Origin of the sequence: Acinetobacter sp. YH16056_T, from assembly GCF_024605895.1 — a bacterium.
GTDB lineage: Bacteria > Pseudomonadota > Gammaproteobacteria > Pseudomonadales > Moraxellaceae > Acinetobacter > Acinetobacter amyesii.
Genome location: NZ_CP094545.1, coordinates 1,582,158 through 1,597,190, shown reverse-complemented (window position 1 = coordinate 1,597,190; position 15,033 = coordinate 1,582,158). Strand labels below are relative to the sequence as shown.

The 15,033-nt window shown below is 42.5% G+C and carries 10 protein-coding genes; 3 read left to right on the top strand and 7 right to left on the bottom strand.

The window, feature by feature from the left end; all coding sequences use genetic code 11:
* Positions 1-2: 2 nt before the first annotated feature.
* From moaA to MST17_RS07920, 6 genes are all read right to left on the bottom strand, one after another.
* Positions 3-1,043: a GTP 3',8-cyclase MoaA gene (gene moaA, locus MST17_RS07945; protein ID WP_180004418.1), complete on the bottom strand. Its 1,041-nt coding sequence runs from the start codon at positions 1,041-1,043 to the stop codon at positions 3-5.
* A gap of 356 nt (positions 1,044-1,399) precedes the next feature.
* The gene (locus MST17_RS07940; RefSeq protein WP_373683052.1) at positions 1,400-2,023 is read right to left on the bottom strand and encodes a molybdenum cofactor guanylyltransferase; all 624 of its coding nucleotides are present in this window, start codon (positions 2,021-2,023) and stop codon (positions 1,400-1,402) included.
* Positions 2,023-4,815, bottom strand: coding sequence for a nitrate reductase (locus MST17_RS07935; RefSeq protein ID WP_180027001.1), 2,793 nt, complete (start codon positions 4,813-4,815; stop codon positions 2,023-2,025). The genes MST17_RS07940 and MST17_RS07935 overlap by 1 nt, the downstream gene beginning before the upstream one ends.
* 267 nt (positions 4,816-5,082) lie before the next feature.
* Complete coding sequence (gene nirD, locus MST17_RS07930; RefSeq protein WP_180027000.1) at positions 5,083-6,693, bottom strand: nitrite reductase small subunit NirD; 1,611 nt, start codon at positions 6,691-6,693, stop codon at positions 5,083-5,085.
* A gap of 113 nt (positions 6,694-6,806) precedes the next feature.
* On the bottom strand, positions 6,807-9,353 hold the full coding sequence (gene nirB, locus MST17_RS07925; RefSeq protein ID WP_218949207.1) for a nitrite reductase large subunit NirB: 2,547 nt from the start codon (positions 9,351-9,353) through the stop codon (positions 6,807-6,809).
* A 66-nt stretch (positions 9,354-9,419) separates the two neighbouring features.
* Positions 9,420-10,769 (bottom strand): MFS transporter, encoded by a 1,350-nt coding sequence (locus MST17_RS07920; protein WP_180026999.1) that lies wholly within the window; start codon positions 10,767-10,769, stop codon positions 9,420-9,422.
* Positions 10,770-11,215: 446 nt separating this feature from the next.
* Between MST17_RS07920 and MST17_RS07915 the strand changes: the two genes are divergently transcribed.
* Both MST17_RS07915 and MST17_RS07910 read left to right on the top strand, forming a co-directional pair.
* A complete protein-coding gene (locus MST17_RS07915; RefSeq protein ID WP_078190882.1) occupies positions 11,216-11,803 on the top strand; it encodes an ANTAR domain-containing response regulator in 588 nt (195 codons plus the stop codon).
* Positions 11,804-11,806: 3 nt separating this feature from the next.
* Positions 11,807-12,802: an ABC transporter substrate-binding protein gene (locus tag MST17_RS07910; protein WP_180026998.1), complete on the top strand. Its 996-nt coding sequence runs from the start codon at positions 11,807-11,809 to the stop codon at positions 12,800-12,802.
* Between the two features lie 76 nt (positions 12,803-12,878).
* Here the strand turns inward: MST17_RS07910 and catM are convergent, their stop codons facing one another.
* Positions 12,879-13,802 (bottom strand): cis,cis-muconate-binding transcription regulator CatM, encoded by a 924-nt coding sequence (catM, locus tag MST17_RS07905; RefSeq protein ID WP_180026997.1) that lies wholly within the window; start codon positions 13,800-13,802, stop codon positions 12,879-12,881.
* A gap of 103 nt (positions 13,803-13,905) precedes the next feature.
* Between catM and MST17_RS07900 the strand changes: the two genes are divergently transcribed.
* On the top strand, positions 13,906-15,015 hold the full coding sequence (locus tag MST17_RS07900; RefSeq protein ID WP_180026996.1) for a muconate/chloromuconate family cycloisomerase: 1,110 nt from the start codon (positions 13,906-13,908) through the stop codon (positions 15,013-15,015).
* Positions 15,016-15,033 lie beyond the last annotated feature (18 nt).

The window sequence follows — 15,033 nt, the reverse complement described above, 5'->3', positions numbered from 1 at the left end:
CATTAACCTCCAATCATATGCATGCTGATTTTTCTGGTATTGCTAGTACTAGACGCTGTAATCGTGTGAAAGCCCTGTTCTTTTTGCCAAATATAGCTGCCAAGTTTGTTTTGCATGTTCAACGTATCCAGCGGATTTTCATTTTCAGCCAGTGTGCTTTTAAGTGAGCGTATGTCCTTGCTCAGGTCTAAGCCTTTTTTTGCAAATAAACAGTTAAAAAACTCGCCTTGCGCATTCAGTCTTAGACGGTCGCAGCTGCCGCAAAAAGAATTGCTGATGGTTGAAATAATACCTATAGGAAAGCCGTTGATTAAGTAAGATCTGGCTGGTGACGCACCTTGACCGTGCAATGTTTGCACGTCAAAAACAGTCTTGAGTTTATCCAGTATGTCTTGTTCGGTAACGACCGCAGCTTTAGACCAGTTTTGATCACCATCCAGCGGCATAAACTCGATAAACCGCAGTTCGAAACCTTGTTGCAGCGCCCATTTTGTTAATGCAATGATTTGCTGATCATTCAGACCTCTAATCAAAACTGTATTAATCTTAATGTCAAAGCCCGCTTGCTTAGCCGCTTCAATCCCTTCTAATACTGGCTGTAATTGTTTTTGCGTCAGCTGAAAAAATTGCGCTTCATCCAAACTGTCTAAACTGATATTTATGCCATCTAAGCCAGCTTGTTTTAGGGCCTGTGCATATTGTTTCAGATAATGTCCATTGGTGGTCATGGATATACGTTTAAGGCCTAGCTTTCTCAGCTGTTGCAGCTGTTCAATAAAATGCACAACGCCTTGACGTATGAGAGGTTCGCCGCCCGTGATCCGGATCTGATCAATCCCGCGCAGCACCATAAACTCACAAAAATTGTAAAGTGATTCAAAACTGAGAAGATTATGCTTTTTCATCCATTCAGGGTGTTCAGGCATACAATAGACACATTTAAAATTACAGCGGTCTGTCACTGAAATGCGCAACTTGCGTTTTTCACGGCCAAACTGATCTTTAAAAATGGTCACTGGCTGTAATTGTGTCATGCTGTTCATGTTTATCTTCCATGACGCTGTCATTTGCCCTGTCTTAGCTCAGTACAAATTTTGCGCCTTCTTTTCTTGCAGTAAAAATTGCAATAAGTGTTCCAACTTTGCGCTTTTTTAAATATTTATTTCAGAGGATTTGGTTTATTTTTTTGACATACAAAATCAACAACTTACAAACAACCAATAGCAATTAAAAATATAAATTGCCGTTAAGCCCATTATCAAAGGTATAAAAGCAGTCTGTTTTATCGCTATATATCATGCTCAAAAGCTTCATATTGGCTGTAAATTTTCTCTCTGGGTTCAAAAACAGCACATTAGGCTCATCATTTAAAATGAAAGCTCCGCAAAAGGTACAGCTTTCAGAGAAAATTCAGCTGACGGTGCTGCTGCAGCTCATCTAAAGAGTTAATACTGTGAAAAAAGAGTGCATTATTTTGAAAACGTGCAACCTGCATGTGCATTTGACTGAAACACCCCTTCAAACTGCGCTGTTTTTGATCAAGATGGGCTTGCAGCATTGTGAGACTGCTTCGTTTCAGCAAACAAAATGGATACAGCGCTTTGCCATTAATTTCCACAACTGCCACTTCACACAATGGATCCCGCTGCATGGCCTGATGCAGTCTCGAAAGCACTTTCTTCGGGATATAGGTCACATCGCACGGGACAAACAAAACATAATCCGACTGTACATGTGACCACGCGCTTTTCATGCCCATCAACGGCCCTAAAAACCCCGCTTCATCATCTTTATACAGCTTTATTGAAGGAATCATGCATTCATAGATTGAATGGTCACGATGGCTGTTAATCCAGACATTTGCAGCCCGTGATTTTAAACACTGATGAATCTTAATAAGCTGAATTTCATCATCAAATTTTTGTAAAACTTTATTTATACCGTTCATTCTGCGGGCTTGACCGCCCGCCAAAATGACCAAGTCTGTTTCTGGATAGCCTACTGATTTGGTGATTTTCTTCATCATTCTGCGTACTCCGTCTGACAGGCTTTAATTAAGCCTCGAATTTCTGATAAGCACGAACCGCAATTGCCGCCGGCCTTTAAACATGCAGTAACTTGTTTTTCATGGGTAATATTCTTTTCTTTAATGGTTTCGATAATGGTATTTTTACCGACTTTAAAGCAGCTGCACACCAGCGGACCTGCACTGTTGGTCATGTTCATCGGCTGACCTGCAAGCAGCGCTTTGCGGTGCATTGCGCTGAGTCGTTCACGCTTAAACATGCCAGCAATCCAATCACGGTCTGGCAGCATAGAGCGTTGCGCAATATATAGACTGGCAATTAAATGCCCATCTTGCAGCACCACGGTATGACTCAAATCGGCAGTTTGATCTTCCAAATTCAGCCATTCAAAGCTTTCATCGGTAAATGGCAGTAATGTTTTCAGCTGCTGAACCGTGTTTCTAAATTTTTTACGATCGGCCAACTCAAAACGCGTCGCTTTCGCTGTTTTAATTTTGGTCCACCACACCGTGTTTTGAATGGTGTTTTGCACCATTTGCTCAAAGCCGTCACGTACATACAGTACACCTTGCCACTGTGTATAAAACGGCTGTACAAATACAGGTGTATGTTTAAATTCAGGCTCACCAGATAGTGCATCGACCACAGGATTCACCACTTTGCCAATACGCGCATCCGATGCGACTTGGTCATTCCAATGAATTGGCGCAAAAATTTGACCGCGTCGAATTTTACTGCTGACCTGTGCACGTAAAATACATAAGCCCCAGTTAGATTTCACCTCAATCAGTTCACCATCTTTAACACCAAACTTCAGTGCATCTTGCGGGTGTATTTCACAAAATGGTTCGGCGATATGTGTACTCAAGTTTGCAGATAAACCCGTACGGCTCATGGTGTGCCATTGATCACGGATACGGCCAGTATTTAAAACCAGCGGATATTCGCCGCAAATCTTGTTCAAAGGGTCAATAGCGGTTGTTGCTACAAACTTAGCTTTGGCATCGGCATGGCTGAATTGGCCTGCTGCAAACAAACGGCTGACTGCATCAGCGCTCTGATCTAACTGCCAAACTGGCCATTGCACGGGCTTTAATTCAGCATAATCTTGTGCAGATAACTTACTTAAACCCTGCAAATTAAAGTAGCGAAAAGACTCAGTGGTATCACGTTGATCTAAAGGCGCATTTTGATAAGCAGATAATTTTGCATGTTCAATAAATATGTCATAGCTGCTGCTGTAGTCAAACCCGCTATAACCCATCTTTTTCGCAACTTGTGCAATAGACCACCAGTCTGCTCTGGCTTCACCCGGCGCATCTAAAAAAGCAGTTTGACGTGAAATACGGCGTTCAGAATTGGTCACGGTTCCGTCTTTTTCACCCCAGCCCAATGCAGGTAAAAGCACATCTGCATATATTGCTGTGTCTGTGTCTTTGCAAATATCCGACACCACTACAAACTCGCATTGCTCTAAGGCACGTTTGACTTGATCTGCATCTGGCAAGCTAACTACAGGATTAGTAGCCATAATCCAGATGACTTTTATTTTGCCGCTTTCAACCGCCTGAAACAGATCAACCGCTTTTAATCCCGCTTTATTGGCAATAAATGGACTTTGCCAAAACGCTTGTACTAATGCCTGATGCGCTGTGTTATCGACATCTAAGTGCGCAGCCAGCATATTGGCTAAGCCGCCAACCTCGCGGCCACCCATTGCATTGGGCTGACCTGTCATAGAAAAAGGCGCTGCACCTAATTTTCCGATTTTGCCAGTCAGCAAATGGCAGTTAATAATACTGTTGGCTTTGTCTACACCACGCGAAGACTGATTAACCCCCATCGAAAATAGCGACATAACTTTGTCAGTTTGCGCAAATTTTTCAAAAAATAGCTGTAATTTTTCTAAAGAAATACCTGTGCGCTCAGCAACTGCTGTCATAGAAGCTTCTGTTTTACTTTGCTCCAGCGCTTGCGCTAAACCTTGAGTATGTTTGGCGATAAAATCTACATCACTATGATTATTTTGTACTAAATACTGCAGCAAACCATTGAACAGTGCGACATCTTGCCCCGGTAAAATCGGCAAATGCAAATCTGCAGCCTCACAGGTACTGGTAAAGCGCGGATCAATGACCACTACGAACAAATCACGTTCTTCTTTGGCTTTCATAATGCGCTGATACAGCACGGGATGGCACCATGCTGTATTGGATCCGACCAGCACCACCATATCTGTATGCTCAAAGTCTTCATAGCTTGCTGGTACAAGGTCTTCACCAAATGCACGCTTATGTGCCGCCACAGCCGATGACATGCAAAGCCGTGAATTGGTGTCAATATTTGCAGTACCTAAATAGCCTTTGACAAATTTGTTAACGGCATAGTAATCCTCCGTCAGCAGTTGGCCCGACACATAAAAAGCGATGCTTTCACGTCCGTAAAGATCTATACATTGCTGAAATTTTTCGGCAATCAGTGCTGTTGCTGTGTTCCAATCTGTAGCCTGACGAGTATGAAATGGTGATGTTTGACGCCCAAGCATCGGCTGTAAAACACGTGTTTCTAATCCCATCGTATCGGCTAAGTTACTGCCTTTAATGCACAGCTTGCCATAGTTTGATGGATGGTTCGCATCGCCAGTTACGCTCACTTTTTGCCCTAAAGCTGTCTGTTCAACTGTTGCGCTCACGCCGCAACCGACACCGCAGTATGGACAAGTGGTTTGCGTTGTTTTAATTTTATTTTCTGTGGAGCTATGCAGTTCCACTATTGGGATGCTATTCACTTCTGCCGGCTCCTTTTTCCAAACTCAATTAATTGAGTGTTACGACCAATTTCAAAAGATGACTAAATTATTTAAATTTAAGTTAAAACTAACTATCGTGTGGTGGCATGGATGCCACCGTTGGGCGGGGTATAGGATGTACCCTTCGCCCAACAAAGGATTTTTGTCACTTTTGATCCTTCAAAAGTGAGGCAACACCTACGCAAATACAAATTTCTTAAAAATGAAATTGCGCGGTCGTGACTATATTCTTTGATTAATAATGAATCACCCTGCTTTCTTTAATGCAAAATCCTTACCAAACAGCAATTTGTTTCGGATGCTTGAAATTGGAGTTTGATCTGAAATCAATTCTGCATACCATGCACCGTCTTCAGTATCGCCAAACAGCACAGCGCCAATCACTCTATCTTTTTGAATAATAATGCGTTTATAAATCTGACGCTTTTCATCATTCAAAATGATGTCTTCAAAATCATCCTGCGGTTCAAAGTTGCCAGCTGAAAATACATCACAGCCGCTGACTTTTAACTGCGTCGGAACCGTGGGCGCTTTGAAGGTTAAACTGCCATGTTCGGCCAGATGCGATGCACAAATGAATGCCTGTCCCCAAAGCGGTTCAACTAAACCGAAAGTTTGGCTGCGGTGTTCTATGCATTCACCCACCGCATAAATACTCGGGTCAAAGGTTTGCATGGTGTCATTCACCATCACACCGCGGCCGCAGCGCAGTCCTGCACTTTGTGCCAATGCAATATTTGGGCGAATACCGACTGCAAACACGACAAGATCTGCAGCTAATACCGTGCCATCCTGCAAACGTAATTGTGTCACATGACCATCTTGCCCAATCAACTCTTGGGTATTCGCTGCAGTCAAAATACGAATGCCTTTTTGCTCAATCGCTGATTTCAGCATCAGGCTGGCTTTTTCATCCAGCTGACGGTCCATAATACGGTCCATCAAATGCAGTACAGTAACATTCATGCCACGCTGTTTCAGGCCATAAGCTGCTTCTAGCCCTAATAAACCGCCGCCAATCACCACTGCATTTTTCTTCGTTTTGCAGTAGTCCAGCATTTTGTTGACATCATAAATATCACGGAAGCTTAAAACGCCTTTGAAGTCAGTTCCCGGTATTGGTGGAATAAACGGCTTAGAACCTGTTGCTAAAATCAGACGGTCATAATCGATGACCAAGCCTTTTTCTGTGTATACCTGCTTGCGCGGACGGTCTATGCGTACCGCCGCATCACCTGCTACAAAACGGATATTTTTGTCTTTATACCAAGCATGTGAATGCAGCATGATATCTTCAATGGTTTTATCACCTGAAAGCACAGGTGAAAGCATAATTCGGTTGTAATTACCCCAAGGTTCTTCACCAATGACCGTAATTTCATAACGCTCTGGCGCCATATCCAGCAGATCTTCTAAGCAACGCATACCTGCTAAGCCATTGCCGACCAAAACCAGTTTCATCAACTCAGACGATGGCGCGTTATTGGTAATATAGGTTTTTTGAGCAGTTGGACTAATCAGCACACGGCCATTTTCAATTTTGCTTGGAAAAACCAAGAGTTTTTGGTCTTTATCTTCTAAGCAGCGTCCAGTAGCAAGGCTGAAATGCTGTTTATAAATGGGTGATGCCACAACACGCTCACCCTGCAAGTCACCAATAATACCGCGGGACATAACATAGGCTTGGCTAAATGGGTCCTGATTGCTCAGCGCATAAACCCGCTTTTCTTCACCGACACGGAATATCGCAATTTGCTGATTTTCAATCAGTGCGCCCACACCTGTATTTGGCGTAATATCATCTAATGCACAAACATCAAACCAGTCTAAATCATTTATTTCTTTTAAAATTGTCATATTCTTGATCCTTTTTAAACTTCTTTTAGATCACTATCTTTTCATTTTCGCCTTAGCGAGAAACCGAATAAGGATGTAAATCAAATAAAAGAAGTTTTAAATTCGTTATTCTCTTAAGCTTCAACCACTGGAATGCGTGTCGTATCGCGTTCAGCTTCTGTTTTGGGTCTGATTTGACCGCGAACGGATGCAAACTGAATATGCGGATCATTTTGCTGTTCTGCTTTTGCATTCACGAAAGTCACAAAGCGTTTACGTACTTCAGGATCTTCTACAGCAGTACGCCATTCATCTTGATATGTACCCACAACATGGCTCATACGGCGTTCAAGTTCAGCAGCTACGCCAAGCGAATCATTCACAACGACATCTTTCAGATAATCTAAACCGCCTTCCATGTTGTCGCGCCATACAGAAGTACGCTGCAAACGGTCTGCTGTTTGAATGTAGAACATAAAGAAACGGTCAATGTATTTGATCAATGTTTGCGTATCTAAGTCTGATGCCAAAAGCTCTGCGTGACGCGGCTTCATACCGCCGTTGCCGCATACATAAAGGTTCCAGCCTTTTTCAGTCGCAATCACGCCAACATCTTTACTTTGCGCTTCAGCACATTCACGGGTACAGCCTGATACTGCCATTTTCAATTTATGCGGTGAACGCAGGCCTTTGTAGCGGTTTTCTAGGAAAATCGCCAAACCCACAGAGTCGTCTACGCCGTAGCGGCACCAAGTACTGCCGACACATGATTTCACTGTACGCAATGATTTACCGTATGCATGACCAGACTCAAAACCTGCAGCAATCAATTTTTCCCAAATTTCAGGCAACTGATGCACTTGTGCACCAAACATATCGACACGCTGACCACCTGTCAGTTTGGTATATAGACCATATTCTTTCGCAATTTGACCTACGGCAATTAATCCATCCGGAGTAACTTCACCGCCTGCCATACGTGGCACGACTGAATAAGAGCCGTCTTTTTGTATGTTGCCGAGGTAGTAGTCATTACTGTCTTGCAAGCCTGCATGGCTTGGTTTAAGTACAAAGTCATTCCAGCATGACGCTAGGATATTGGCTGCCGTCGGTTTACAGATGTCACAGCCTAAACCATGGCCATGCTGTTGAATCAGGTCATCAAAGGTTTTGATTTCGTTCACACGTACCAAGTGATAGAGCTCTTGGCGTGAATAAGCAAAGTGTTCACATAAATGGTTATTTACAGTGACACCTTGACGCTGAAGCTCAGATTTAAGTACTTGAGTGACTAATGGCGCACAGCCGCCGCAAGCTGTTGCAGCTTTGGTGCATTTTTTCAATGCGCCTAAAGAGGTCGATCCGTCTGCAATGGCTGAGCAAATATCTGCTTTAGAGACATTGTTGCATGAACAAATCGTGGCGCTGTCTGGCAGCAGATCGACACCGCTGCCGCCCGATTTACCTGTAGATTGTGCATAGCCAGGCATGATTAGGCTTTCTGGGCTTTCAGGAACGTCTAAGCCATTCAGCATCATTTGCAGCAGGTCATTGTATTCTTTAGCACAGCCCACCAATACTGCACCAAGTAGCTTGGTTTTATCAGCATTCACGACAATTTTTTTATAGACCTGAGCTGCTTCATCTGCATAGAAATAGCTTAAGGCATTGGGTGTCATTGCATGCGCATCGCCAACAGATGCAACATCAACACCCATCAGTTTCAGCTTGGTGCTCATATCTGCACCAGCGAAAAGCGTGCAGTTTTGTTCCATCACATGCTTTGCTGCAATACGCGCCATGTCATAGCCCGGTGCAACTAAGCCATAAATTTTATTCTGCCAAAGCGCACATTCACCAATGGCATAAATGTCAGGGTTTGAAGTTTGGCAATAGTCATTAATCGCAATTCCGCCACGCTCACCAATGGCTAAACCGCTTTGGCGCGCTAATTCATCGCGTGGGCGGATACCTGCAGAGAATAAGATGATGTCGGTTTCCAGTTCAGAACCATCACCAAACTTCATTACATGCTTCGTATTTGCACCGTCTTCAATGCAAGATGTTGCTTTTTGCGTATGGACTTTAACACCTAGATTTTCAATTTTTGAGCGTAAAACTTTACCGCCTAGATCATCAATCTGAACTGCCATTAAGCGTGGTGCAAATTCAACAACATGGGTTTCTAAGTTTAAATCACGCAGCGCTTTTGCTGCTTCCAGACCCAATAACCCGCCGCCGATCACCACACCTGTTTTAGCATTCAAGCTTGCGGCACGGATGGCATCCAAGTCTTCAATGGTACGGTACACAAAGCAGTTTTCACGCTCATTGCCTGGAATTGGCGGCACAAATGCATATGAACCTGTTGCGAGCACCAGCTTGTCAAAAGAAAGAATATCACCGTGATTGGTTGTGACCGTTTTATTGCGCTGATCAATTTCAACCGCTTTGGTGCTCAGGCGTAAATCTATACCGTATGCATCAGCAAAGTCGCTGCGGCACAGGGTTAAATCTTTAGCAGATTTACCGCTGAAATATTCAGTTAAATGCACACGGTCATAAGCTAAACGCGGCTCTTCAGCCAAAATGGTTAATTCAACATCATCATCTGCGTGTTCCAGTACAGATTCGATAAATTTATGGCCAACCATGCCATGTCCAATCATGATGATTTTCATATTCTTTCTCCGCAAGATTTTTTTATTTGCCCCTAAATCGCGATGTTTAGAGGCAACTTTTCAGTATTAGTTTTGAGCTTCAGCTAAATTTCGTTCATTTACAGCTTGTTCAAATAGGCGCTGTTCTTTTTCTTTATGCTCTACAGAGAAGCGGATCATCAGTACACAGCTTGCAGCGATAACCACTAGACCGCCCAACACCATAAGCGTAGTTTGAATATCCAGCATGCCTTTAAGCAAGAAGCCTGCAGCCACTGCACCTACGTTACCGCCTGCACCGATAATGCCTGCCACGCCGCCTAAAGCATCACGGTCAATGAATGGCACCAAGGCATAGGTTGCGCCGCACGCCATGTGAGTGAAGAGTGCGAATACTGTCATTGCAAGAATGGCGAAGATTGGCGTGCTCATTTGCGAGAACAGAATTAAAAACAGCCCTTCGAGCAGAATCATGGCGAATAACACTTTGGTACGGCCATCTAAGCCTTTTTTAGTCGCGACTTTGTCTGAAACAATGCCGCCTAGCGCGCGGGCAAACAGTGCAAGCAAACCAAAAATACCTGCTGCCATACCTGCTTCTTTTAATCCAAAGCTGAAGTGGTCGACGTAGTACATTGCTACAATGTTGTGAATAAAGATTTCAATACCGAAGCAAGCTGCGTAAGCGCCAAATAGAATCCATACACGGTAATTGCGCGCTGCATGCATTAGAATTGCCAAGCCGCCTTTTTTGTCACTGCCAACACTGATGCCTTGTTCGCGAAGTTCTTTAAAGTTGCCTTGCGGACAGTCTTGTGTGAACTTCCAGTAAAGCGCACCAACAATCAGCATCATCACACCCGGTACAATCAGTGCAATTCTCCAGCCCATTGCTTGCTCTACACCAAACATAACGAGTGCGCCAAGCAGTAAAGGCATTAAGGCTTGAGTTGCACCTCCGCCTGCATTACCCCAGCCTGCGGTTGCCGCATTGGCTGTACCCACAACATTAGGCGCAAACATAATGCTTGTATGGTATTGCGTGATGACGAAGCTTGCGCCAATCGCACCGATCAGCAAGCGGAAGAAGAGAAAGGATTCATAGCTATTCGCAGAGGCCACACCAAAGACTGGGATACTGCCGATAATTAATAATGCTGTGTAGGTTTTACGCGGGCCATATTTATCACATAAAGGACCAACGATCAGACGGACTAAAATCGTGATCGCAACAGCGGCAATATTAATATTGGCAATTTGATCTTTCGTGAGGAGAAACTCGCCTGCAATCACTGGCATCAATGGCGCACAGGCAAACCATGCAAAGAAGCAAACAAAGAATGCGAGCCAACTCATGTGGAAGGCCCGCATTGCTGCTGAAGAAAAATTAAATAGACTTATTTTTGTGGCTTTTTTGGCATTTAAATTTGAAGACATAACCTTCTCCTGACTGAACTGAACGCATGAATTACTCGGTTATGTCGCTAACACATAACAGAGTCGATCAGAACGGACGTCGTTGGCCGTCTAACAAATTTTTAGAGTCTTCTTTGACTCAATAAGTATTAAGCACGATACGTGCCAAGTTTTTATTTCAATCGTAAATTTCATCTCTATATTTAAGCATTGAGCGCCGATCTATCCGAAAATAAGCGAATTAAGGTAAATAAATAGTCAATATGCCTATAGAGATGCGGCTGAATGTTCAAACGTGGTTCAGCCCTGCACAAGATCAGTGCACGGAAATGGTTCAATTTTAAAATGTGCATATAACCAAGCTAAAATTTAGAAGCAGATTTATATTTTGTATTGTCTTAAAATTTGGCATTTAAATTGCTTAGAAAACTCAATACGTATTTGTTTGGCTCTGTCTGAGCGTTTGCATGCCAAAACTAAAAATAGCCCTAATTGATGATGATCAAGAACGCGCTGAATTTATTCAAGCCTCATTAATTCAACATGACTTTGATGTGGTCGCCAGTTTCATGATTGATCATTTAAATATGTCATATCTGCAAAATATTCAGGCAGATGTGATTTTATTGGATATGGATCATCCACATCGCGATGTCATTGAAAGCTGTGTCAGCCAATTTGACTTACCGACTGTTCTGTTCACTAAAAATTCGAGTCTTGAAATCATCCGAAGCGCGATTGATGCGGGTGTCACGGCATATATTGTCGATGGTATTGACCCTGCACGTTTGAATAGCATTTTAGAAATTTCGATTGAACAATATAAAAAGCATAAAAAACTGCTGAATGATTTGGCTGAAACCAAGTGCAAATTGGCCGATCGAAAAGATATTGAAAAAGCCAAAGTGCTTTTAATACAAATGCATGGTTTAACCGAAGATCAAGCATTTAATTTGCTGAGAAAAAATGCCATGAGTCACCGTATGACGATGGGTGAAATGGCGCGCCGACTGCTTGATGCGCAAGCGCTGTTACAGTCTCAATTTAAGGAATAAACCATGCAAAAGCTTGAAAAAACTGATATTCAATTGGGCTATATTCCTTTACTTGACTGTGTTGCTTTGCTCTGGGCAGAACATCAAGGGTATTTTGCTGAACAAGGCTTGAATGTCACACTAACTCAAGAACCGTCTTGGGCAAGTTTACGTGACCGTCTAGCTTTTGGTTTTTTAGATGCAGCACACTGTTTATCGGCCATGCTGCCTGCGTCTGTGACGGGCAAAGACCATCTCGGCATCCCCTTACAAACCTCACTAACGCTCAGTACCAATTGCGCTTATATTAGTCTGAGTCAAAAGCTCTACTATGAATTAAAGATCCATGCATTAGATCTACCAATTAATTCAGCAGAGAAAATCGTATCTGCGATAAAGCAGAATCAAACGATTCAGTTGGCGCATGTTTTTCAGCATTCGATTCATCATTATATTTTAAGAGAATGGTTGGCACTTGCCGACACAGAACTCGCTCAAACGCAGACCTTTTCAACTCTACCACCGCCTTATATGGTGGAAGCAATATCAACGCAACGAATTGATGGATTCTGTGTCGGAGAGCCGTGGAATACGCAATCTGAAATACAAGGCTATAGTCGTATCATCGTCAATAGCCAAGATATTATTGAGCCTATACCAGATAAGGTTTTGGCTTTTACTCATGATTGGGCAGAAAAACATCCCAATACCTTAAAGGCGATCAATCTTGCCATCCAAAAAGCACAAAACGATCTACTTCAACAAACACATTTCTCAGAAATATTTTCTTTGTTAAAACAATATCACATCATCCGTTTTGATTGTTCTGAGCAGATTCACGTCGAGGCTTTTCATCGGATCAAAAGTATCATTCAAAATTTTGGCAAGACCCAAGCGCCACAAACTTCAGACTTTGAATGGATGATCCAAAAAATGCAGCAATACGATCAATTAAATATTGAAGATGAAAAGGTTATTGAAATAGCTCGGTCTTGTATTTATCAGGATGCTTTGGGCTGAAATTATTGATATTCCATAAGACACTATCAACTGAATAGTGGATTTTAAGAAACATCGATCATCAAACCTTGATCAGTTATGCATCTGCATCGATAGCGCGTAAGTCGATATTTTCTTCAACGAAGACTTCACGAATGCAATCCAGTATCTTTGGAATGTAATTACTATGATCCATATTGCGTACCGACAAAGAGATTGGACTATAGGCTTCCAAATCTAAGATTGGGATGTACATCAAATTTTTCATGCCAATATCACTGGCACTTTCAGGAATCAGGGAAATGCCCTCTCCCGAAGCCACCAAACCCAAAGCCATATGAATTTCACGCACTTCGGTTAAATGTTTAGGTACAAGTCCTAGTTCGGTAAAAATGGATTGGATGAGAGTGGAAAAATTCGGTTTAGGTGTCGTTGGATAGGCAAAAATTGGTTCATCTAAAATTTGAGAAAGATAAATGCCTTTGTCTTTAAATTCAGCCAAATGATGATTTTTATGAATAGCTAAACGTAGCGCTTCTTTTCTTAATAAAATACGTTTAATGGACGGATCAGTTAATCGAAGTCGTCCAAAACCAATATCGATTCGACCGGTTTTTAAGGCTTCAATCTGGTCGCGTGTACCACATTCTATGAGTTCAACATGAATATCTGGGTTGCGTTGTCGAAATAGATAAATAATTTGCGGCAATAATGCGTATAAAAGCGAACTGACATAACCAATGCGGACAGTTTTATCGACGGCATTAATTCGCTGTGCCATGGTTTTGGCCTGGGCGGTATGCGTCAATATCTGTACAGCATGCTCATAAAAGAACATACCAGCTTCTGTGGTTTTCACGGGTCTAGAACCACGCTCAAACAAGGTAATGCCCAGTTCTTCTTCAAGCTTTTGAATTTGGCGGCTCAAAGGCGGCTGAGCAATACATAATTTTTCTGCTGCCTTGGTAATACTTTGCTCTTCAACCACGGTGACAAAGTAACGTAAGTGCCTTAATTCCATTTATATACCTTTTAAGTATCTAAAAATACCAAAATCGCTCTAGTTAAAGATATTACATTAAATTAGGGTATATAAATAGTTGGATAGATAAGAAATACGCAAGATGTATAAGTCGATTGAAACCCTGCTCGTGGAAATCCCAACAATCCGTCCGCACAAGATGGCTGTTGCAACCATGCAAACGCAAACCCTTGTTTTGATTAAAATCACCACCGAAGATGGTTATATCGGTTGGGGTGAAGCGACGACGATTGGTGGTCTAGGCTATGGTGAAGAAAGCCCTGAAAGCATTCGTACCAATATTGAAACTTATTTTAGTCCTTTACTGAAAACTCTCACTGGTTTGAATGTTGCTCAAACCATGCAAGCTATTAAACGTAGTATTAACGGCAATCGCTTTGCTAAATGTGCCATTCAAACGGCGCTACTCGATATTTTGGCGCAGCGTTTAAATCTGCCCTTAAGTGAAGTATTGGGCGGCCGTTTACGTGACAGCTTGCCTGTTCTTTGGGTACTTGCATCTGGCAATACGGAAAAAGACATTGCCGAAGCACAAAAGATGATTGCGGCAAAACGACACAATATTTTCAAACTCAAAATAGGTTCACGCCCCGTTGAAGCTGATGTTGAGCATGTTTTAGCTATTAAAAAAGCGTTAGGTTCAGACATTTCTATACGTGTGGATGTTAACCGTGCATGGTCTGAATTAGATGCCATTAAAGGCATTCAGTTGTTACAAGATGGTGGTGTTGACCTGATTGAGCAGCCTTGCGCAATCGATAACATTGACGCGATGCGCCGTTTAACTCGTCGTTTTGATATTGGGATTATGGCAGATGAATCACTGATGGGGCCTCAAACGGCATATCAACTTGCTCGGCACAATTCTGCCTCTGTTTTTGCAGTCAAAGTTGCACAGTCTGGCGGTTTAATCGAAGGCTGTGAGGTTTCAAAAATCGCCAAACTTGCGGGTATCGATTTATACGGTGGAACCATGCTTGAAGGTCCTGTAGGCACTATTGCATCGGCACATGCATTTTCTACATTTGACAATTTAGCTTATGGCACAGAGCTTTTTGGTCCATTGCTGTTAACTGAAGAAATTTTAAAAACCCCACTTCAATATCAAGATTTCGAACTCAAGATTCCAACCACGGCAGGTTTAGGGATTGAAATTGATGAAAACAAAATTGATGACTTACGTCGTAAATAATATTTAGCTAGGAGTGAG